Origin of the sequence: Halobacterium rubrum, assembly GCF_021729015.1 — an archaeon.
In the GTDB taxonomy this organism is placed as follows: domain Archaea; phylum Halobacteriota; class Halobacteria; order Halobacteriales; family Halobacteriaceae; genus Halobacterium; species Halobacterium rubrum.
In genome coordinates, this window is record NZ_JAJQQZ010000002.1 from 66,557 (window position 1) to 87,673 (window position 21,117).

22 protein-coding genes are annotated in these 21,117 nt (G+C 71.4%); 13 read left to right on the plus strand and 9 right to left on the minus strand.

Going from position 1 to position 21,117, the window contains the following annotated elements:
* Positions 1-4 precede the first annotated feature (4 nt).
* Positions 5-319, plus strand: a complete 315-nt coding sequence (locus LT971_RS07890) for a transcription factor S (protein WP_237006333.1) — start codon at positions 5-7, stop codon at positions 317-319.
* Positions 320-522: 203 nt separating this feature from the next.
* On the opposite strand, the gene LT971_RS07895 is transcribed toward LT971_RS07890, so the two are convergent.
* Together LT971_RS07895 and LT971_RS07900 are read right to left on the minus strand one after the other, a co-directional pair.
* Complete coding sequence (locus tag LT971_RS07895; RefSeq protein ID WP_425293288.1) at positions 523-1,242, minus strand: methyltransferase domain-containing protein; 720 nt, start codon at positions 1,240-1,242, stop codon at positions 523-525.
* Positions 1,242-1,646 (minus strand): nascent polypeptide-associated complex protein, encoded by a 405-nt coding sequence (locus LT971_RS07900; RefSeq protein WP_237006335.1) that lies wholly within the window; start codon positions 1,644-1,646, stop codon positions 1,242-1,244. Before LT971_RS07900 ends, LT971_RS07895 begins: the two co-directional genes overlap by 1 nt.
* Before the next feature lie 129 nt (positions 1,647-1,775).
* Between LT971_RS07900 and LT971_RS07905 the strand changes: the two genes are divergently transcribed.
* Complete coding sequence (locus tag LT971_RS07905) at positions 1,776-3,119, plus strand: cytochrome P450 (protein ID WP_237006336.1); 1,344 nt, start codon at positions 1,776-1,778, stop codon at positions 3,117-3,119.
* Here LT971_RS07905 and LT971_RS07910 read toward each other — a convergent pair.
* Positions 3,116-3,592 carry a PUA domain-containing protein gene (locus LT971_RS07910; protein WP_237006337.1) on the minus strand — a complete coding sequence of 159 codons (477 nt, stop codon included), beginning with the start codon at positions 3,590-3,592 and terminating at the stop codon, positions 3,116-3,118. The two genes, LT971_RS07905 and LT971_RS07910, sit on opposite strands and share 4 nt — an antisense overlap.
* Positions 3,593-3,675: 83 nt before the next feature.
* Between LT971_RS07910 and LT971_RS07915 the strand changes: the two genes are divergently transcribed.
* A complete protein-coding gene (locus LT971_RS07915) occupies positions 3,676-3,864 on the plus strand; it encodes a hypothetical protein (RefSeq protein ID WP_237006338.1) in 189 nt (62 codons plus the stop codon).
* Here the strand turns inward: LT971_RS07915 and LT971_RS07920 are convergent.
* Positions 3,861-4,358, minus strand: a complete 498-nt coding sequence (locus LT971_RS07920; protein WP_237006340.1) for a LabA-like NYN domain-containing protein — start codon at positions 4,356-4,358, stop codon at positions 3,861-3,863. The genes LT971_RS07915 and LT971_RS07920 overlap by 4 nt on opposite strands.
* A gap of 36 nt (positions 4,359-4,394) precedes the next feature.
* Positions 4,395-5,036 carry a metallophosphoesterase family protein gene (locus LT971_RS07925; RefSeq protein WP_237006341.1) on the minus strand — a complete coding sequence of 214 codons (642 nt, stop codon included), beginning with the start codon at positions 5,034-5,036 and terminating at the stop codon, positions 4,395-4,397.
* 299 nt (positions 5,037-5,335) lie between these two features.
* Between LT971_RS07925 and dapA the strand changes: the two genes are divergently transcribed.
* Genes dapA through LT971_RS07955 form a run of 6 tightly spaced genes read left to right on the plus strand, consistent with a single transcriptional unit; the run spans position 5,336 to position 10,951 of the window.
* The gene (gene dapA / locus LT971_RS07930) at positions 5,336-6,241 is read left to right on the plus strand and encodes a 4-hydroxy-tetrahydrodipicolinate synthase (protein WP_237006342.1); all 906 of its coding nucleotides are present in this window, start codon (positions 5,336-5,338) and stop codon (positions 6,239-6,241) included.
* Entirely contained in the window at positions 6,238-6,987 is a 750-nt protein-coding gene (dapB, locus tag LT971_RS07935; protein ID WP_237006343.1) for a 4-hydroxy-tetrahydrodipicolinate reductase, read from the plus strand. Before dapA ends, dapB begins: the two co-directional genes overlap by 4 nt.
* Positions 6,984-7,817: a 2,3,4,5-tetrahydropyridine-2,6-dicarboxylate N-succinyltransferase gene (locus LT971_RS07940; RefSeq protein WP_237006345.1), complete on the plus strand. Its 834-nt coding sequence runs from the start codon at positions 6,984-6,986 to the stop codon at positions 7,815-7,817. The genes dapB and LT971_RS07940 overlap by 4 nt, the downstream gene beginning before the upstream one ends.
* Positions 7,814-9,061 (plus strand): diaminopimelate decarboxylase, encoded by a 1,248-nt coding sequence (lysA, locus tag LT971_RS07945; protein WP_237006346.1) that lies wholly within the window; start codon positions 7,814-7,816, stop codon positions 9,059-9,061. Before LT971_RS07940 ends, lysA begins: the two co-directional genes overlap by 4 nt.
* Complete coding sequence (gene dapF, locus LT971_RS07950) at positions 9,058-9,885, plus strand: diaminopimelate epimerase (protein ID WP_237006347.1); 828 nt, start codon at positions 9,058-9,060, stop codon at positions 9,883-9,885. The genes lysA and dapF overlap by 4 nt, the downstream gene beginning before the upstream one ends.
* Positions 9,878-10,951, plus strand: a complete 1,074-nt coding sequence (locus tag LT971_RS07955; protein WP_237006348.1) for a M20/M25/M40 family metallo-hydrolase — start codon at positions 9,878-9,880, stop codon at positions 10,949-10,951. The genes dapF and LT971_RS07955 overlap by 8 nt, the downstream gene beginning before the upstream one ends.
* Here LT971_RS07955 and LT971_RS07960 read toward each other — a convergent pair whose 3' ends face one another.
* Together LT971_RS07960 and purB are read right to left on the minus strand one after the other, a co-directional pair.
* Complete coding sequence (locus tag LT971_RS07960; RefSeq protein WP_237006349.1) at positions 10,952-11,155, minus strand: zinc ribbon domain-containing protein; 204 nt, start codon at positions 11,153-11,155, stop codon at positions 10,952-10,954.
* Between the two features lie 54 nt (positions 11,156-11,209).
* The gene (purB, locus tag LT971_RS07965; RefSeq protein WP_237006350.1) at positions 11,210-12,586 is read right to left on the minus strand and encodes an adenylosuccinate lyase; all 1,377 of its coding nucleotides are present in this window, start codon (positions 12,584-12,586) and stop codon (positions 11,210-11,212) included.
* Positions 12,587-12,755: 169 nt separating this feature from the next.
* Here purB and purN point away from each other — a divergent pair, with 169 nt between their 5' ends.
* Entirely contained in the window at positions 12,756-14,414 is a 1,659-nt protein-coding gene (gene purN / locus LT971_RS07970; protein ID WP_237006351.1) for a phosphoribosylglycinamide formyltransferase, read from the plus strand.
* A 269-nt stretch (positions 14,415-14,683) separates the two neighbouring features.
* Here the strand turns inward: purN and LT971_RS07975 are convergent, their stop codons facing one another.
* Entirely contained in the window at positions 14,684-15,529 is an 846-nt protein-coding gene (locus LT971_RS07975; protein WP_237006353.1) for a hypothetical protein, read from the minus strand.
* A gap of 145 nt (positions 15,530-15,674) precedes the next feature.
* Between LT971_RS07975 and folP the strand changes: the two genes are divergently transcribed.
* On the plus strand, positions 15,675-18,131 hold the full coding sequence (gene folP / locus LT971_RS07980) for a dihydropteroate synthase (RefSeq protein WP_237006354.1): 2,457 nt from the start codon (positions 15,675-15,677) through the stop codon (positions 18,129-18,131).
* Between the two features lie 33 nt (positions 18,132-18,164).
* Here folP and LT971_RS07985 read toward each other — a convergent pair whose 3' ends face one another.
* Positions 18,165-19,232, minus strand: coding sequence for a glycosyltransferase family 4 protein (locus LT971_RS07985; protein ID WP_237006355.1), 1,068 nt, complete (start codon positions 19,230-19,232; stop codon positions 18,165-18,167).
* A 110-nt stretch (positions 19,233-19,342) separates the two neighbouring features.
* Here LT971_RS07985 and LT971_RS07990 point away from each other — a divergent pair, with 110 nt between their 5' ends.
* Entirely contained in the window at positions 19,343-20,293 is a 951-nt protein-coding gene (locus tag LT971_RS07990) for a polysaccharide deacetylase family protein (RefSeq protein ID WP_237006356.1), read from the plus strand.
* Positions 20,286-21,113 carry a formyltransferase family protein gene (locus tag LT971_RS07995; protein WP_237006357.1) on the plus strand — a complete coding sequence of 276 codons (828 nt, stop codon included), beginning with the start codon at positions 20,286-20,288 and terminating at the stop codon, positions 21,111-21,113. The genes LT971_RS07990 and LT971_RS07995 overlap by 8 nt, the downstream gene beginning before the upstream one ends.
* Positions 21,114-21,117: the final 4 nt, after the last annotated feature.

Below are 21,117 nucleotides of genomic sequence, written 5' to 3' on the forward strand. Positions count from 1 at the left end.
GGACATGGAATTCTGCGACGACTGCGGTTCGATGATGAAAGCCGACGACGAACTCTGGGTGTGTGGCAGCTGCGGGAACAAACAGCCCAAAGACCCCGACGCCAGCTTCGTCGTCACCGAAGGCCAGGAGGAGACCGAGATCGTCGACGTCAGCGACGCTCAGGACCGCGGGCTCCCCACCACCGAAGTCGTCTGCCCGAACTGCGAGCACGACCGCGCCCACTGGTACATGCAGCAGATCCGGTCCGCCGACGAGTCCGAGACGCGCTTTTTCATCTGCGTGGAGTGCGAACACCGCTGGCGCGAAGACGACAACTAGCTGGCTCTGTACTGCGGGGTGTTTCCTCGCTCGCGTCTTCGGCGCTCGCGGATGCTCGACAGCGGCCCGAATCTGGCCCCGTCTCTTCGGCCAGAGGTTCAAGTACGGTGACGGGACCAGCGGCGGCTATGGAGTGATCGATTGCGGGGCGGTCACGGCAGCGAGGCGGCGAGCCGCCCCCCAGACGGAGCCGCCGGACAGCCCTACTCGTTGCGCGCGATCGTCAGGTAGCCGGTGTGGCCGACGCCCGCCGTCGACGGCCGCGACCCCCGGTCGTCGAAGTCCATCTCGCGCTGGATGGTCTCGGTCGTCTCGACGCTCGACAGCCCCGCCTCCCGGGCCGCGTCCGCCGTCGCCTTCGCGCTCTCCACGAACGGCGAGTACACCGCCACGTAGCCGCCGCCCACCAGCAGGTCGTCGGCCTCCGCGACGACCTCCGGCGCGTTCTCGGTGTCCAGCGTGAGCACGTCGAACCCCGACAGTTCGTCCAGGTGCTCGGTCAGGTCGCCCGTCCGCACCTCGACGGTGTCCGCGACCTCTGCGAGCTCCATGTTCTCGCGGGCGACGTCGGCGAACTCCTCGTCGCGCTCGTAGGTCACCACCTCCGCGCCCATCCGGCCGAGGTGGGCCGCCAGCACGCCGGTTCCCGTGCCGGCGTCCAGCACGCGGTCCGACCGACTGACGCCCGTGAACCCGGCCACCAGCCCGACGTCTTTGGGCATCATCGGCGCACCCGTCCGCTCGAGGTGGTTGAACAGGTCGGGGCCGCGCAGCTCCCGGACCGTGAACGGTTCGCCGAGGTGTGTCTCGACGGTCTCGCCGGGCTCGGGGTCCTCGGGCGCTTCGACGACGCCGAGGTCCGTGTGGAGCTCCTCACCGGGCGCCACGAGGAACTCGCGGTCGCCCCGCACCAGCAGCATCACTACTCGAGGTGCTCGATGGCCGCCGCGAGGTCGCCGTCCACCGCTTCGAGCGCGTCGCGGGCCTCGTCCTCGGGGACGCCCGCCCGCTGCACGACGATGTCGACGTCGCCCTGCGGGATGCCCTCGTCGCCGCCGTCGTCGGCAGCGTCCTCCTCGTCGTCGTCGTCGTCACCGCTCTCGACGGCACCGGCCGCGCCCTCGCGCTCGCTGGGGTCGCCGAGAACCTGGTAGGTCTCCTGGCCGCGGGCGTCCATCTTCGTGACGTCCGGGTCCGAGAACACGAGCTCGCTGCCGTCCTCCAGCGAGATGACGACCTCGGTGGCGTCGAGTTCGTCGACGTCGATACCCATCTGTTCCATCATCTGCTGCATCTTCCGGGGGTTCATGCCGCCGCCTCCAAACATGGGTAGAGGCTCGCGGTGCGGGAAGAAAAACCCCACGCAGTTGCCGCGGCGGCCCACAGCCGGCCCCAGTCGCGTCTGGCCCTCCAGTTGGGCCGTGTGGCTTTGGTGGTGCAGTCCGAACCGTCGGGCATGGAGGACGCACCGCCCGGTCCGCGCGGAGAGCCCCTCTTCGGGAGCAGCCGCCAGTACGCCGACGACCCGATGTCGTTCCTCGAGGCCGTCGAGCGCGCCTACGACGGCGTCGCTGTCTTCGACATGGGCCCGATGGAGACCTACGTGGTGACCGACCCCGACCTCGTCGAGCGCTTGCTCGTGAGCGACGCCGACCGGTTCCGGAAGCCGGACTTCCAGGCCGACGCCATCGGGGACTTGCTCGGGGACGGCTTGCTGTTGAACGAGGGCGAGACGTGGCGCGAACAGCGGCGGCTCGCGAACCCCGCGTTCTCGATGGCGCGCGTCGCCGGGTTCGGCGGGGGCATCGTCGACCACGCCACCGACCGGGTCAGTGACTGGCCGGTGGGCGGCACCGTCGACGTTGAGGGGGAGATGACGCACGTGACACTGGACGTGATTCTGGACGTGATGCTCGGCGTGTCGCTGCCCGACGAGCGCGTGGACGCCGTCGGCGACGCGCTGGAGCCAGTGGGCGCGCGCTTCGAACCGGACCCCGTGCGGTTCGCGGCGCCCGAGTGGCTGCCGATGCCCGACGACCGGGAGTTCGCCGCCGCCGTCGCCGAGCTCGAGGACCTCGTGGACGACATCGTCGCGGCACGCGAGGGGACAGTGGGGAACAGCGACGAGGAGGGGCCGATGGACTTCCTGTCTGTGCTGCTGCGCGCTCGCGACCGCGGCGAGCAGCCGCCGGACCGGCTCCGCGACGAAGTGATGACGACGCTGCTGGCGGGCCACGACACGACGGCGCTGACGCTGACGTACACGTGGTTCCTGCTGTCCGAACACCCCGAAGTGGAGGCGCGGCTCCACGAGGAACTGGACGACGCCCTCGATGAGGGGTCGGAGCCGACCATCGACGACGTGCAGGAGCTCGACTACCTCGACTGGGTGATCCACGAGTCCATGCGGCTGTACCCGCCAGTGTACAACATCTTCCGGACGCCCGAGGAGCCAGTCGAGCTAGACGGGTACAGGGTGCCGCCGGACGCCCCCATCATGCTCCCGCAGTGGGCAGTCCACCGCTCCGCGGACCACTGGGACGACCCCGAGACGTTCGACCCCGAGCGCTGGCGGCCGGAGCGGCGCGCCGACCGCCACCGGTTCGCGTACTTCCCGTTCGGGGCCGGTCCCCGCCACTGCATCGGCAAACACCTTGCGCTGCTGGAGGCGAAACTCATCGTGGCCACTGTCGCCAGCGACTACCGGCTCCGCTACGAGGGGGAGACGCCGCTGTCGTTCGTGCCGTCGCTGACGATGCACCCCGAACAGGAGATGCGGATGCGCGTCGAGCCGCGCTAGTCGGCCGCTTCGACGCCGGACCGCACCATCACCGCCATCCCCGCCTCGAAGTCCCGCATCGACTCGGCGTCCAGTTCGGCGCGCCCGACGGCCAGCAGGTCGCCGTTCTCGTGGACGACCGCGAGTTCGTCGCCCTGCCGGACGCCGCCGTCGACGGTCTGGACGAACTTCGCGAAGACGTTCTTGCCGTCGCGGACGAACGGCTCGCTCTCGTCGCCGACCACCACTCGCGCCCGGGGGAACTCGAGGGCGTCGACGAGCCGCTGGCCGCCCGCGGGGCCGAGCGTGACCCGGCCGTCGAGGCCCACCGACACCAGTCGCTTCCCGTCCTCGCGGAGGACCTGCTGGGGGCGGCCGGTGTTCGACCGCTCCACTCGATAGGCCTCGTCCTCGGGGAACAGCGCCCGGCCGGCGCCCGCGCCGTACTGGTAGGCGGCGACGGTGCGCAGCGCCGGAATGCCCGCGTCCTGCATGCATCGCCGTCGGCGGGCCGCGCGTAAAGCCGCTTCGAGACCGAGTGGATGCGCTTATGTGGAGGGGGTCGCAAGGGAGCGGTATGAACGACACCACCAAGATCGGCGTCGCGGGCGTGCTGTTGCTCGCGAGCGCCGCGTTGCTGCTGTGGTCGAGCCTGACACCGACGGCGACGACGACGCTGCTGGTCGCCGCTGGGCTCGCCACGACGGGCCTCGCCGCCGGCTCCCTCATCATGGGGAGCACCGGCGTCGACGGCCGGATGGTCTAGAGCAGGAACGTCTCTTCTCGCTCGCTGAGGTCGACGAACGCGTCCGCAGCCTCGACCAGCTCGTCGGCCGTCGACTCCTCGAAGGCCATCACTTCGACGCGCACGCCCTCGTGGCGGAGGTGGTGGCAGAGCCGGGAGAAGTCGCCGTCGCCCGTGCAGAGCACGACCGTGTCGACGTGGTCGGCCAGCGAGACGGCGTCCAGACTCATGCCGACGTCCCAGTCGGCCTTCTTCGAGCCGTCGCCGAACGTCTTGATGGCCTTGATTTTCGTCTCGAAGCCGATGTCGCGCAGCGCGTCGAAGAAGGAGTCCTCGTCTTCTGCTTCTGCGCGGATGACGTAGGCGATGGCGCGCGTGAGCTTGCGGTCCTGCACGCCCTTCTCAAGTAGCGACGAGTAGTCGATGTTCCGGGAGTAGACGCTCTGTGCGGAGTGATAGAGGTTCTGCGAGTCGGCGAGAACGGCGACCCGCTGGTCGGACTGGATAGGAGGCATACCCCGTCTTCGTACGTGCACCGCCTTGAATGTACGTCAGGCGGGTGGTGTGTCGTAGCGGTCGACGGCGAGCGTGTCGGGGTCGAGGGTGTAGTAGGACTCCCACGCCGGTTCGAGACCGACGACGTGGGTGTCGCCGTACTCGCTCTCGGCGTGCTGGTGGTGGTGGCCGACCAGACAGACGTCGGGGTCGAGGGCGTCCAGAATCTCGTCGATGTACTGGCAGCCGACCTCGTAGTCCTCCTCGACAGGGAGGCCGTTCGGTGCTTCGTGCGCGACGAAGACGTCGACGTCCTCGAGCTGTTTCGCTTCCTCGACGTCGTCGCGGACGAAGTGCCGGCGGCGGTCGCCACGCAGGACTGCCCGGGGTTTGTCGAACTGGGTGGGCGCGTAGTTCCCGGAGAGCCCGGCGACCCGGAGGCCTTCGACGGTCTCGGCCGTGCTGTGGAGGAGGGTGACGTTCGAGACGGTCTCGCTCTCGACACGGCCGTTCCGGAGCGCCTCGATGGTGTCGAAGTCCTCGTTGTTGCCGCCGATGAAGTACGTCTGGTAGGGCACGTCGTAGTACATGAGGTCGCCTGCCTGCACCGCGACGGACTCGTCGGCCGCGCGGTAGGCGGCGAACAGCGACCGCCGTCGTCCGGCGGTGGTCGCGTGGGCGTCTCCGAGGACCAGCATTCACGAGGTGGTACGCAATACGGCGCAAAAAACCCGTGGAACCCGCTGCGACAGTGGCAACGACCGACGGCGACGACAGACCTATCAGGGAGGCCCTGCCACTGGGAGGTATGCTCGGCGCTCCCGCCGTCGCCGTCGGCTCCGACGCTGCCGGGAGCGTCGCCTGCTGTTTCTCGTTCGGGAAACGCAAACGCACACCGTCCCAGTAGGCTCTCCGCGGGCGTAGCGTCCCCGTGGTGGGTTGGTTCGGCGTGCACCGCTGTGCGAACGACCTGCGACACCGCGTTTCCCGACACCACATGACGTACACACCATTCGACGGCGTCTATCCCGCGATGACGACGCCGCTGTTCGACGACGGCAGCATCGATTTCGACCGACTGCGAGAGCACGCCCGCCGGCTCGTCGACCGGGGCGTCGACGGGGTGGTCCCCGTCGGCACCACCGGCGAGAGCGCCACCCTGACCCACGACGAGCACGTCGAGGTCGTGGAGGTCGTCGCCGACGAGGTCGGCGGCGAGGTGCCCGTGATTGCGGGTGCCGGCAGCAACTCCACGCACGAGGCGGTCGGGCTGGCTGGGCGCTCCGTGGACGCTGGCGCCGACGCCCTCCTGCTCATCTCGCCGTACTACAACCGCCCGGAGCCGGCGGGGATGGAAGCCCACTACCGGGAGGTCGCCGACCGCATCGACGCCCCGCAGATCGTCTACAACGTCCCGTCCCGGACGGGCCGGAACGTCGACGTGGAGACGGTGGCGTCGCTGGCGAGCCACGACCGCATCGTCGGCTACAAGGCCGCCAGCGGCGACGTCGGCCGCGTCAGCGAGGTCGTCGAACGCACCCGGGACGAGGCGTTCTCCGTGCTCTCCGGCGACGACGCGCTCACGCTGCCCGTCTGTTCGGTGGGCGGCCGGGGCGCCATCAGCGTCACCGCGAACGTCGAACCCGAGCGCGTCAGCGGGGTCGTCTGGAGCGCCGTCGAGGGCGACTACGAACGCGCTCGCGAAATCCACCACGACCTCGCTCGCCTGAACCGCGCGCTGTTCCTGGAGTCGAACCCGATCCCCGTGAAGGCCGCACAGGAGATTCGCGGCCACGGCCCCGCCAACTACCGGTCGCCGCTCTCCGAGCTCGGCGACGACGCCCGCGACGAACTCGAGGCGGCGCTGGACGAACTCGACGCGACGACGGAGGTGTCCGGATGAGAGTTGGCGTGACCGGCGCCGACGGACGCATGGGACGAGTCGTCCGGAACGTGCTCGAGTCCCGGGGCGACGAGGTGTCGTTCGCCGCCGCCCGCGACCCCGAGGAGTTCGGCGCGCTCGACGACGAGGCCGAGTTCGCGGCCCTGCTCGACCGCCGGAACCCGGACGTCGTCGTGGACTTCACTGTGCCCGAGGCGACCGTGCGGTACGCCGAGGCCTGTGCCGACGCCGGCGTTCCGTTCGTGACTGGGACGACCGGACTGGGCGAGGACGACCGGGTGGCGCTCCGGGAGGCCGGCGACGCGGTGCCGGTGCTCGCCGGGGCGAACTTCTCCCGCGGCGTGCAGGCGCTGCTGTCGGCCGTCGAGGAAGCGGCCGGCGCACTCCCCGAGTACGACGTGGAGGTCACGGAGACTCACCACAGCGGGAAGGTGGACGCGCCGAGCGGGACGGCCAACCTCCTGCTGGACCGCATCGACGACGCCCGGGGCGAAGGCGAGCGCGTCCACGGCCGCGAGGGCGACCAGCCCCGGAGCGAGGGCGAGGTCGGCGTGCACGCACGCCGTGCCGGAGACGTGACCGGCGAGCACGAGGTGTTGCTCGCCGGCAACAGCGAGGTGCTGGAACTGACCCACCGCGCCGGCGACCGGCGCGTGTTCGCCGAAGGTGCGGTGGACGCCGCGGCGTGGCTGGTCGACCAGCCGGCCGGCTACTGCGAGTTCTCGGAGGTGGCTGCCGACGTATGAGTCTGGAAACCGAGATTCTGGACCTCTGGCACCGACACGAAGACGCCGACCTGTCCGTGGAGACGGCGACGGCCGACGACGCCGACACGCTGGACGCGTTCCTCGACGCCCTCGAAACGGGCGAGGTCCGGGCGGCCGAGCAGCGAGACGGCGACTGGGAAGCCGTCGAGTGGGTGAAGCGCGGCGTCCTGTTGAACTTCGCGCTCCGGGGGACCGAGCGCCGCGAGTACGGCGGCGTCGCCTACCACGACGTGTTGCCGCTGCGGGACACCGCCGACCTGCTGGAGCGCGGCACCCGGAACACGCCGGACGGCACCGTGCTTCGTCGTGGCGCCCACGTCGGCGAGGACTGCATCCTGATGTCGCCGGCGTTCGTGAACGTCGGCGCGCACGTCGGCGACGGCACGCTCGTCGACTCCTGTGACACCGTCGGGTCCTGTGCGCAGATCGGCGCGGACGTGAAGCTCGGCGCGAACACTCTGGTCGGCGGCGTGCTCGAACCGGTCGAGGACGCCCCGGTCGTCGTCGAGGACGGCGTGTCGCTGGGCGCGGGCTGCCGGGTCACCTCGGGGTTCGTCGTCGGCGAGGACGCCGTCGTCGGGGAGAACACCCTGTTGACGCCCCGGATTCCCGTCTACGACCTCGTCGAGGACGAGGTGCTGTACGGCGAGTTGCCGCCGGAGCGCCGGGCGTTCACGCGCTACGTGGAGTCCTCGGTCGGCGACCACGACCTCTTCGACGGCGGCGCGTACAAGCCCGCCGTCGTCGCGATGGACCTCGAGGCCGAGACACTGGACGCGACCCAGCGCGAGGAGGTGCTGCGGTCGTGACGACGCCGGCGGACGCGGCCGACAGCGGGGACGTACGACGGCTCGCCGACTGGGACGCCGACCGGCTGCGCTCGCTGGCTGGCGAGTACGGCTCGCCGCTGTACGTCCAGGACCTCGACCGCGTCCGCGCGAACTACGAGCGCGTCGCCGCTGCGTTCCCGGACGCAGACGTGCTGTACGCCGTGAAGGCCAACGCCGGCGGCTCGGTGCTCGACGCGCTGCGGGACGTGGGCGCGGGCGCCGAGTGCGCCTCCGCCGGCGAGGTCTCCCGGGCGCTTGCCGCCGGCTTCCAGCCGGGCGAGATCCACTACACCGCCGTCAATCCGCCCGCTCGCGACCTCGACTACGTCCTCGACGCCGCGCCCGGGGCGACGGTCGTCGTCGGCGCCCGCGACACCCTCGACCGCCTCGAAGAGCGCGGGTTCGACGGCCGGCTGGCGCTGCGCGTCCATCCGGGTGTCGGCGCCGGCCACAGCGACGAGGTGGCGACGGGCGCCGACGCGAAGTTCGGCGTCCCCCACGACGACGCGCCCGGCGTACTGGCGGGCGCCGCCGAGCGGGGTTTCGACGTCGTCGGCGTGCACGCGCACGCCGGCTCCGGCATCCTCGACGCCGCCGACCTCGACTCGCACCGCGAGGTGCTGGACCGAATCGCCACGGTCGCCCGCAGCGCGCCCGTGGACCTCGAATTCGTGGACGTCGGCGGCGGCCTCGGCGTCCCCTACCGGCCCGACGAACGTCCACTCGACCTCGGTGCGGTCGCCAACGCGGTCCGGACGGCGCTCGCCGACGTCGACGCCGACCTCGTGCTCGAACCCGGCCGCTACCTCGTGGCGGACGCGGGCGTCCTCCTGGCCGAGGTGAACACCGTGAAGCCGACCGGCGGCGCGACGCTCGCGGGCGTCGACGCCGGGATGACGGACCTGCTGCGGCCCGCGCTCTACGACGCCCACCACGAGGTCCGCTCGCTCGCGCCCGATGCCAGCGACCGAGACACCGAGCGCGTCTCGGTCGTCGGCCCAATCTGCGAGAGTACGGACGTCCTCGCCGCCGACCGCAGCCTCCCGGCGCCCGCGCGCGGCGACCTGTTCGCCGTCGGGAACGCCGGCGCGTACGGCGTCGAGATGGCGTCGAACTACAACTCGCGGCCGCGGCCCGCGGTCGTCGCCCTCGACGGCGGCGGTGACGACCGGCTCGCCCGCGAACGCGAACCCCTCGAATCCCTCACCAGACTCGAACGATGATACGCTACGACCAGTACCACGGCACCGGCAACGACTTCGCGATTGTAGACGCGGCCCACTACGTCCCCGACCGGGCGGCGTTCGCCGAGCACGCGTGCGCCGAACTCGGTGTGGACGGCGTGCTGTTCCTGGCCGTCGAGGCACAGTACACGCCGCCCCGTGCCGTGATGACACTCGTGCAGCCGGACGGCTCCACGGCGGCAATGTGCGGGAACGGCGCGCGCTGTGCCGCCCGCTGGGTCGCCGAGCGCGAGGACGCCGACACCGTGATGCTGGACACGCAGGCCGGCACGCGGCGCGCCGAGGTGGACGACGAGACGGTCACCGTCGAGATGGGCGCCCCCGAGTTCGACCCCGGGTCGGTGCCGGTCGACAGCGAAGCGCCCGTCGTCGGCGCGTCGCTCGCGGGCTTCGAGGACGTGACGGCCGTGAACACGGGCGTCCCGCACGCCGTCGCGTTCGTCGACGACGTGGACAGCGTGGCCCTCGACGCCGACGCGCCGGCGCTCCGGCACCACGACGCGTTCCCGGAGGGCGCGAACGTCACGGTGGCGTCCCGGGACGGCAGTGGTGGCTTCCGACAGCGGACGTTCGAGCGCGGCGTCGAGGGCGAGACCCAGTCGTGTGGCACCGGCGCCGTCGCGGTCGCGGCCGCGGCGGCGCGACGGGGACTGCTGGACGGCGAGACCGCAGTCACCGTCGAGCCGCCGGGCGGCGCGCTCCGCGTCGACCCCAGCGGTGGCCGCACCCGCCTGACCGGGCCGACCGTCCACGAGTCCAGCGGCGAGCTACCGGCGCGGCCCCGACGAGCGCCCGATGCCTGAGGCGTTCGACCCGCTGTCGTTCCACGCCGACGCCGTGCGGACGCCGAGCCACGAGGCCGTCGACGCGATGCGGGAACTGCTCGTCGAGACGCTGCGCGAGCACGGTGCCGACCCGAGCGTGGACGACGCCGGGAACGTCCTCGCGACCCAGGGGGCGGGACGCCCACACGTCGTCCTGAACACGCACGTCGACACGGTGCCGCCACACGTCCCGTTCGAGCGGGACGGCGACGTGGTCCAGGGGCGTGGTGCCTGTGACGCGAAGGGGCCGCTGGCGGCGCTCCTCGCCGCCTTCCTCGCCGTGGAGCCAGACTCCGGGTCGGTGACGCTGGCGGTGACGCCCGACGAGGAGACCGAGTCGACGGGCGGCGCTGCCCTCGACCTCGACGCGGACGGCTACGTCGTCGGCGAGCCGACCGACCTCGCGGCGTGCACGAGCGCCCGCGGCCGCTTCCAGTTCACCGTGGAACTGTCGGGGGTCGGCGCGCACGCCGCCGACCCGGGCTCGGGCGTGAACGCCGTCACCGCCGTCGAGTCGGCGCTCGGGGCGCTCCGGTCGTTCGACGCCGAGCGCGGCCCCGACGAGCACCCCGAGCTGGGGCCGCCGACGCTGACGCCGACCCGAATCGCCGGCGGCGGGGACGCCGCGAACCGGATTCCCGACGAGTGCTCGATCACCGTGGACCGCCGGACGGTGCCGCCGGAGACCCAGGAAGTGTTCTTCGACGCCCTCTCGACGCACCTCCGGGAGACGGTGCCCGGCGACGTGGGCGTCGACGTGGTGCCGGCCGAGCGGGAGACGCCGTTCCTCGAAGCGTTCGACACGCCCGCCGACGCCGACGTGGTCGACGCGCTCGTCGGCGCCGGAGCCGGGTCGCCGCGGCCGTTCGGCGCGGCGACGGAGGCGTCGTACTTCGCCGCCGACGCGCCGACGGTCGTGTTCGGGCCGGGCGTGCTCGCCGACGACGACGGCCCGGTCGCGCACGCCAGCCGCGAGTACGTCCACCGCTCGGACGTCCAGCGCGCGGCGGACGTGGTGACCGACGCGCTGTCGTCGCTGGTCTGATTACCCGAAGAAGATGTCCGCGAGGTCCGCCCCGCGGGACTCCACGTCCGCGTACAGTTCCGTGTACCCGCAGGACGTGCACGTCACCGTCTGGAAGTTGTTCGTCTGGATGTCGAACATCTTCGAGAGGCCGGAGCCGGTCGTCGAGATGTTGCCGACGTCGACCTCGTCGTGGCCGCACTTGGGACAGCCGTCTTCTTGCATATCCGGCAGTGCCGCCGCTGCCCGCATAGGCCTTCTGGAGGGTGAAACGGCGACTTATGCGTCTCGGGCGACGTCGGCGCCGACGCCGACGTACGTCTCGGGCGTCAGCGAGAGGAGTTCGTCGCGCGTGTTCTCGTCGACGTCGAGGTTCGCGAACAGCTCCCGGAAGTCGTCCAGCGAGACGCGCTCGCCGCGCGTCAGCTCCTTTACGCGCTCGTAGGCGTCGTCGTGGCCCTCCCGGCGGAGGATGGTCTGGACGGCCTCGCCGATGACCTCGGGGTTCGCACGCAGGTCCTCGCGCAGCACCGCCTCGTTCGGCGTGACGGCGTCCAGGCCGTCGCCGAGCTTGCGGTACGCCAGCAGACAGTGCGCGAACGCCGCGCCGACGTTGCGCTTCACCGTCGAGTCCGAGAGGTCGCGCTGGAGCCGGCTCGACGTGAGGTACTCACCGAGGAAGTCGAGGTCGCTGTCGGCCTTCGCGAGGTTCCCCTCGGCGTTCTCGAAGTCGATGGGGTTGACCTTGTGGGGCATCGTCGAGGAGCCGGTCTCGCCGGCGGCGGCCTCCTGCCCGAGGTAGCGCTGGGAGACGTACAGCCACGCGTCGACGGCGAGGTCCTCGAGCACGCCGTTGGCGCCCGAGACGGCGTCGAACAGCGCGGCGAGGTCGTCGCTGGGGTTGACCTGCGTGGTCGGCTCGACGTACGCGATGCCCAGCGACTCGACGAACGACCGGGAGAAGCCCCGCCAGTCCACGTCGGGGAAGGCGGCGTGGTGGGCGGCCCACGTGCCCGAGGCGCCGGCGAGCTTCCCGGCGAGGTCGTCGCTTGCGGCCTCGACGCGCCCGATTGCGCGGCCGACCCGGGCGGCGTACACCGCCATCTCCTTGCCGAACGTCGTCGGCGTCGCTGGCTGGCCGTGGGTGCGCGCGAGCATCGGGAGGTCGGCGTGCTCGTGGGCGAAGTCGACGAGTTCGTCCCGGACCGCGCGGAGCTCGGGGACCAGAACGTCCTCGACGGCGCCGGCGACGAGCAGCCGGTACGCGAGGTTGTTGACGTCCTCGCTCGTGAGCCCGAAGTGGATCCAGGCGTGGGCGCGCTGCGGCGCGTGCTCGCGGAGGAAGTACTCGACGGCCTTCACGTCGTGGTTGGTGGCGTCGTAGCCCCGGGCGCCCTCCGTCTCGATGCGCTTGACGAGGGCGGCGTCCTCGCTGTCGAACTCCTCGTAGGCGGCCCGCAGCGCCGCCGCCTCGTCGTCGGCGAGCGTGAGCGGAATCGCGTCGAGGTCGGTGAGCGCGAGCAGGTACTCGACTTCGACTTCGACTCGCGCGCGCATCAGCGCGGCCTCGCTCGCGTAGGGCGCGAGCGCCTCGGTGCGGCCGCTGTACCGGCCGTCCAGCGGCGACACCGCGTAGAGGGCGTTCTCGTCGGTCATGGCAGCGACTGGCGGCGCCCCGAGCAAAAGCCTGCCGGTCCACACGACACACGGTCGTGGGTACAGAGAGGGTTAAATCCGCCATAACGCCACGATTATGTGCTCGTTCGTGCATACGTTCCGATCTGGAACCGCAACGGCTTTGCGGGAGGCGGTGCCTCCATTCGGTATGACGAACGTCGCTGGTCTCGCCAGCAACCGCGGCCGGAACCTCCTGCACGTAGCGGACCGACAGCCCGGCGGCGCCGACCTCGCCGTGGTGGTGTCGAACCACGCCGACGCGCCCGTCCTCGACGCTGCCGAGGAGCGCGGGATTCCGACAGAAGTGGTCGAGCGCGGCGACGACGAGTCCCGCCGCGAGCACGAGCGCCGCGTGGTCGACGCCCTCGACGGCTACGACGCCGACCTCGTCTGCCTCGACGGCTACATGCGAATCCTCTCGGAGGCGTTCCTCGATTCGGTGCCGGCGACGCTGAACGTCCACCCGAGCCTGCTGCCGGCGTTCCCCGGCAGCGACGCCCACGAGCAGGTGCTCGACGCCGGCGTCTCGGTCACCGGCTGCACCGTCCACGTCGTGACGAACGCCGTCGCCGACGACGGCTCCGTCCGCAGCGAGGACGTGGACGCCGGCCCCATCGTGACCCAGGAGGCCGTCCCGGTGTTCGACGACGACGACCGCGACTCCCTGAAAGAGCGCGTGCTGTACGACGCCGAGTTCCAGGCGTACCCCCGGGCGATTCGGTGGTTCGCCGAGGGCGACCTCGAGGTCGACGGCAGCGACGTGACGGTCACGGCCGACGACGCCGACGGCTTCGGCGAGCGCCGCGTCACCGGCACGACTCGCGCGGACGGCCTCCGGTACGGCGAGAACCCCCACCAGGACGCCGCCGTCTACCGCGACGACACCTGCGAGGAGGCCAGCGTCGTCCACGCCGACCAGCACAACGAGGGCGCGAAGGCCCTCTCGTACAACAACTACAACGACGCCGACGCCGCGCTGAACCTGATCAAGGAGTTCGAGGAGCCGGCGGCGGCCGTCATCAAGCACACGAACCCCGCGGGCTGCGCGACCGCCGACACGCTGGCCGACGCCTACAGCGACGCGCTGTCGACGGACGCCAAGAGCGCGTTCGGGGGCATCGTCGCGCTCAATCGCGAGTGCGACGCCGAGACGGCCGAGCGCGTCGCCGACTCGTTCAAGGAGGTCGTCGTCGCGCCCGACTACACCGACGACGCCCTCGACGTGCTCACCGAGAAGTCGAATCTGCGGGTGCTCTCGGTCGGGCGCGAGGCGCGAAGCGTCTCGGAACAAGCGAGCGGCGACGAGCCGCGAGCACTCGGCGAGGTGACCGAGACCGTCACCGAGAAGCCGCTCGTCGGCGGCCGGCTCGTCCAGGAGCGCGACACGTGGGCGCCGGAAGCCGACGACCTCGAGGTCGTCACCGAGCGCGAGCCCACGGACGACGAGCTGGAGACGATGCTGTTCGCGTGGCGCACGCTCAAGCACGTGAAGTCCAACGGCATCCTGTTCGCCGACGGCACGGAGACCGTCGGCCTCGGCGTCGGGCAGGTCTCCCGCGTGGACGCCGTCGAACTCGCGGCGAAGAAGGCCGATCGGGACGCCGAAGGGAAAGACGCCGACGGCGCCGTGATGGCGTCTGACGCCTTCTTCCCGTTCCCGGACGGCATCGAGGCCGCCGCCGAGGCCGGCGTCGAGGCCGTGATTCAGCCCGGCGGTTCGAAGAACGACGACGAGGTCGTCGAGGCGGCCGACGAGCACGGAATGGCGATGGTGTTCACCGGCCACCGCAGTTTCCGGCACGACTGAGCGACAGCGAGGGAGAGAGCCGGTGGCTATCCGGTGCCTAATTCTGTGAGAATGGGGTGCGGGTCGGGGGACCCGCGAGATACTGACAACGTCTCGTCGGTGGGGGCCGACGGAGAGGGGTGGAGCGCCAGCGGGGGTCGGCGGCGGGCCGGGGGAGCCCGCCACAGGGGGCCGGGGTGGGAGAGAGGGCTGGTGCGCTCCACCTCGTCGTAGTGGAGGGGATATCAAAGGCCCTCGGTAGGGACAAATCGGCGTTTGAACTACTGCGACTACTCCGAGGACGCCGTCGTCGTCGTCGTGGACTCTTCGTAGAGGACGAGTTCGGTGACGCCTCGAGCCCCCCACTCCAGGGTGACGCCGAAGCCGTCGTCGCCTCCGGGGTCGCTTGGCGCCGTGAGGTCGAGTTCGAGCGTACTCTCTTCTCCCGCGGGCACGTCGAGGGTCTCGCGGCCCGTGTTCCCGCCGCCTCGATACTGGACGACGAACTCCATCGCGTCGCCGTTGTTCGAGACGGTGAGTTCGGCAGTGAACTCGGCGCCCGGCTCGACGGCGTCGGGCAGCGAGACGTCGGCGACGGCGTAGTCGACCGTCTGGGTGATGCTCTCGATGCCGCGCGCGTCGATCTCCCAGGACGCGGTCTCGCCGTCGCCAGTGTCGACCTCGACGCTGGCCGTGTACGGCGTCACGTCTGTCGGGACGGGGTAGGCGGCGACGAACTGGCTGGGGCCGCCGCCGAGCGGGAAGACCGGGTCGCCGAACTCCTCGTCGTTGACGACGAGCGTGACGTTGTCGGCGGCGAAGGCCTCGCGGTCGTCGATTCCGTCGGGCTTGAGCGCGACGTGGACGTACCGGGTGGTCTTCCCGGAGTGGACGGTGCGGTCGGCGCCGTCCCGGGAGACGACGAACGCGGAGGCGTCGAAGTCGGCGACCGTCAGCGCGCGGTCGTCGCCGAGGCCGACCTCGTCGCCGACCGCGAACGGGCCGTCGCCGGGGCTGTGTTCCGGTGTCTGGGTCTGTGTCGGGTCGTCGTCGCCGCCGCTGCCGGTGCCGAGGCAGCCGGCGAGCGCGAGCGGGAGGGACGCTGCCGTTCCGGCGAGAAAGTCGCGTCGGTTCATGCGGAACGTCGTAGACGGCTCGGGGAAAAGTCGGTTCGGATGGGTCAAACAGCCGTTTCACGATTCCCGCTGGCACGCGTCGCGGTACCACGTCGCTGGTGCCGGCTCCGACAGCCTGATACTGGCAGCGTGGCTCGGCTCGTGTATGCGCTACGACGAGGCGGCGAACTTCCTGCTCGACCTCCGGCGGTACCGGCCGAAGCCGGGGACCGAGTCGACGGCGGACCTGCTCGCCCACCTCGGCGACCCCCACGAGGGGGCGGGCGGGCCGCAGTACGTGCAGGTCGCGGGGTCGAACGGGAAGGGGTCGACCGCGCGGCTGCTGGAGGCGACGCTCCGGGAGGCCGGGCTGGACGTCGGCCTGTACACGTCGCCGCACTTCGACGACGTGCGCGAGCGCGTGACCGTGAACGGCCGACAGCTGTCGAAGGCGGCGCTGTCGGAGTTCGTCGAGGCCGTCCAGCCGCGGGTGAACGAGCGCGCGGCGGACGGGGAGGCGCCGACGTACTTCGAGGTGGTGACGGCGATGGCGCTGTGGCAGTTCGGCCGCGAGGACGTCGACGTCGCCGTCCTCGAGGTCGGCATCGGCGGCCGGCTGGACGCGACCAGCGTGGTCGACCCGGTGGCAAGCGCGGTCACGTCGGTGACGCTGGAGCACACGGGCGTGCTCGGTGACACGATTCCCGAAATCGCGCGGGACAAGGCGCACGTCGCGCCCGACGGCGGCAATCTGCTCGTGACGGCGACCACGGGAGAGGCTCTCGACGCCGTCCGCGAACAGGCCGGCGACGTGCTCACAGTCGGTGAGCGCGACGAGGCGGACCTGACGGCGACCTACGGCGGCCGCACGAACCACACGGAGGCCGCCGTCTCGCTGGCGGGCGACGACTGGTCGGTCGACGCCGAGATTCCCCTGCTCGGCGAGTACCAGGCGCAGAACGCGGGCGTGGCGGCGGCGCTCGCGCGACAGGTCGCCGACGTGGACGCGGAGACGCTCTCGCGGGGGCTGCGGAAGGCCCACTGGCCGGGACGCTTCGAGGTGATGGGCGCCGACCCGGTGGTAGTGCTGGACGGCGCGCACAACGTCGGCGCCTGCGAGGCGCTGGCGGAGACGGTCGGCGAGTTCGACTACGACCGGCTGCTGACGGTGTTCGGCGCGATGCACGACAAGGACCACCGGGGGATGGCGGACGCGCTCCCGGCCGCCGACCGGGCGTGGGTGAGCGAGCCGGACACCGACCGCGCGGAGGACGCCGACGTGCTCGCGACCGTCTTCGAGGAGGCGGGCGCAGGCGAGGTGACGGTCAAGCGCGCCGTCGAGTCGGCGGTCGCTGCTGCCGTCGAGGAAGCCAGCGAGGACGACCTCGTGCTCGTCGCCGGGTCGCTGTTCGCCGTCGCGGAGGCCCGAGCGCGGTGGACCCGGTCGTTCGTCGAGACCGACATCGACGACCTCGACGACGCCCGGGACGCGCTGGAGCGCGCGCACGTGACGCCCCCGGGTGTCTGGCGGATGCGCGGGAAGGGCGTCCACCGCGTCGTGAAGACCCGTGTGCAGAAGCGGCAGGCCCAGTACCTCAAAGAGGAGCTGTTGAGCCTCGGCGGCGAGTGCTCGCTGTCGGGGCTGAACGCCCAGCCGCGAGGGACGCTGGACGCCGTCTTGATGGGGACGATGGCGCAGTTCAAGCGCCTCTGCGAGAAGCTGGACGGACAACCCTACGGCCTCAGCGCGTTCGGCGACGACCTCCGCGAGGCGCTGGACATCCAGACCGAGCCGGCCACGCACGGCTACCCGTGGGAGGGCGACCGCACCGCCGTGATGGGTATCCTGAACGTCACGCCGGACAGCTTCCACGACGGCGGCGAGTACGACGCCGTCGAGGACGCCGTCGCGCGAGCCGAAGCCATGGTGGAGGTCGGCGTCGACGTCGTCGACATCGGCGGCGAGTCCACGCGGCCGGGCGCCGACCCCGTCTCCGTCGAGGAAGAACTGGACCGCGTGCTCCCCGTCGTCGAGCGCATCAGCGACCTCGACGCGATGGTGTCCATCGACACCCGGAAGGCCGAGGTCGCCCGGCAAGCGCTGGAAGCCGGCGCCGACATCCTCAACGACGTGACGGGACTGGAGGACCCCGAGATGCGGTTCGTCGCCGCCGAGTACGACGCCCCCATCGTCGTGATGCACTCCATCGACACGCCCGTCGACCCCGACAACGACCCCCACTACGACGACGTGGTCGACGACGTGCTCGCCGAGCTCACCGAGCGCGTGCTGCTCGCGGAGAAAGCCGGCGTGCCTCGCGAGCACGTCATCGTCGACCCCGGACTTGGCTTCGGGAAGGACGCCGCCGAGAGCTTCGAGTTACTGGACCGCGTCGACGAGTTCCACGCGCTCGGCTGCCCGGTGCTCGTCGGCCACAGCCACAAGTCGATGTTCGGCGAGGTCGACTGCTACCCCGACGAGGGCGGCTACGCCACGACGGCTGCCACGGCGCTCGCGGCCGACCGCGGCGCCGACATCGTGCGCGTCCACGACGTCGAAGAGAACGTCGCCGCCGTCCGCGTCGCCGACGCGACCGACACCGGAACAGACGACGGCGAGTGAGAGGACTGGCGCAGCAGCGACTGTGAGAGCGCGTCAGAACAGGCCGGCCGACGCCTGGGCGTCCTCGTAGGCGTCGAGGTAGGCGTCGAGGAACTGGTCGTGGTCGTAGTCGGCGAACGACTCGTCGACGGCCTTCCGCTCGAGGTCGCCCGCCCGCACGAGACACTCCGTGATCTCCTCGTCGCTGGTCGCGCGGAACCCCCGCTCGTAGGTCTCCACGAGCTCGTGGGCGGAGGACTGGGCGTGGTACTCGACGATGCCGACGCAGCCACACGCCAGCGCCCGCAGCAGGTCGAGCGCGAACGGCGTGCGTTCGGCGGTGTGGACGTAGACGTGGGCGTTCTTGAAGATCTCGACGCGCTCCTCGACCGAGCAGTCGCCGACGAAGTCGATGCGGTCGGCGATGCGGAGGTCGCGGGCCTGCCGCTCGTAGCTCGCGCGCTCGGGGCCGTCGCCGACGATGGTGCAGTTCCAGTCGTACTCGCGGAACTCCGCGAGCGCGAGGAACAGCGACTCGACGTTGGCGTCCTCGTCGAGGCGGCGGCTGCAGACGATGTCGCCGCCGTCGCCGGGGACGGCCCGCCGGATGCCCTCCATGTCGATGCCGGTCGGGACGACGCGGACGTCCTCGCCGTTCCCGCCGTGCTCCCGCACGGTGGTCTTCACCGTCCGGGACGGCGTGACGACGACGCCGGGTTTCCGGGCGGCGTACTGGTACGCCCGTCCGGTGAGGCCGTCGGTCGTGGTGCGGGTGTCGTACCAGTCGAGGACGACCGGCGCGCCCGCGAGCAGAGCGCCCCAGCGGGCGCCGTAGACGTGGCCGGGCGTCCGGCTCGTCGCGTGCACCACGTCCGGGTCGAGACCGGACAGCGTAGTGGCGACTTTCGGCGCGAACCAGCGCTGGCCGCGGTCTGCCGTCACCGCGTGGTAGGTGACCCCTTCGTGGTCGAAGGCGTCGGGCTGGCCGTCCCACCACTGCGCACAGCAGACGTGGACGTCGTGGCCGCGCTCCGTCAGGAGGTCCGCGAGCAACGCGAGCCGGTCCAGATCGTCGCCGCGCGCGTGCTGGGCGGTCGTCTCGGAGACGAACGCCACGCGCATACTCCCGGAGACGAAACACTCCGATAAAAACCGTTCCGTTCCGGGCCGCCGCTTCGGGACCGCGAGTAGCCGCCGACTACTTTTCCCGGTGGTCGGGGACGGTTCTGGGGATGGCGGTCACCATCAGCATCGAAGTGGAACTGGGCTGGGGCGTCCACGACCTCGAGGGGAGCGAGCACCTGAGCGAGAACGGCGAAGCCGAGCGGAACGCGCTCGGGCGGCTGCTGGACCACTGCGACCGCGTCGACGTGCCGGTGTCGTTCGACGTCGTCGGCCACCTCCTGGAGGACGAGTGCGACGGCACCCACGACGGCCCGCACGGGAACGGCTGGTTCGAGGCGGACCCGGGGACGGACGCCGAGGCGAATCCCCTGTTCTATGCGCCGGCGGTCGGGCACGAGATACTCGGCCGACAGACGGACCACGAGCTCTGCACGCACACGTACTCGCACGTCATCTGCGGGGACGCCTCCCCGGAGACGGTCGCCTGGGAGCTCAGGCGGGCTCAGTCCCAGCTCGAGACACTGACAGGGTCGGCTGCCCACTCGGTCGTCCCGCCCCGGCACAGCCCGCCGGAGCGGGCGACGCTTCGGGGCGCCGGCATCGAGACCGTTCGCGTGAGCCGAGACACGAGCGACCGGGGGCGGTTGGCTCGCGCCGGCGAACTCGTGGTCGGCCCGCATCCGACCTTCGAGCCGCGGCTCGTGGACGGTGTGGTGGAGACGTACTGCACGTCGTACCCGTCCCTGACGGCGTCGACGCTGCCGTCCGGCCAGCGGCCGCCGCCGCCGCCGTTCCGCGCACTCCCCGTGGGGCTGCGCCAGCGGCTGCACCGCCGTTACCTCTCCCGGGCGGTCGACGCCGCGGTCGAGTCCGACGGCGACTGCCACCTCTGGTGTCACCTCTACGACCTCGCGAACGACGCGCAGTGGCCGCCGGTCCGCGAGTTCCTGACCGAACTCGGCGCGCGAAGGGACCGCGGCGAGGTCGACGTGGTGACGATGGCGTCGCTGAACGAGCGCGTGCGGTCGACTCGCGAAGTGGCGGCCACGGATGACTGACGGCGCGTCGACCCGGGTGGCGCTGCTGACACACGGGGAGACGCTGCCGCAGTGGGCGGCCGCAGCCGTCGAGCAACTGACTGCGGTGGACGGCGTCGAGATTCCGCTCGTGGTCGCGGACGCGTCCGGCAGCGAGCGGTCGGCGGTCGAGGTGCTGCAGCGACTGGTGGAGTTGCGCGAGTGGGGCGTCCTCGCGGGCGTCCAGGAGGTATTCGGGCCCGACCTGCCCGCGCTGGAGCCGCTCCGGATCCGGGATCTCGACGGGCTGGCGGCGCCGGACTGGCTGGCCTGCGAGCCCGAGTCCGTCGACGGCTGGAAGCACCGGCTGCCGGAGCGCGTGGTCGACCGGCTGCGGGCGGTCGACGTGGCCGTCCGGTTCGGGTTCGGGTTCCTCGTCGGGGACGCCCTGACGGCGCCGGACCGGGGCGTGCTGAGCTTCCACCACGGCGACATCCGGGAGTACCGGGGGCAGCCGATGGGGTTCTGGGAGTACGTCCACGGCGAGGAGACCGCGGGCGTGACCCTCCAGCGCATCAACGAGACGCTGGACGGCGGGGAGCTCGTCGTCACCCGCGAGGTCGCCATCGGGGACGCGCCGACGTGGGGGGCGGTCCGGCAGCGCCTGTTCGACGCCTCGGAGGGGATGCTCGCCGAGGCCGTCCGCCGGCTCCGGTCGCCGGGCTTCGAGCCCGAGTCGCCGTCAGCGGCCGACCTCGGCGACCACTACACGCTCCCGGAGGGACAGCCGGTCGCGACCTACGTCCGGAAGACGGCGGCCGGCCTCCTGCTGGACGGCGGCTTCCGGGACCCGAACCGATAACCGG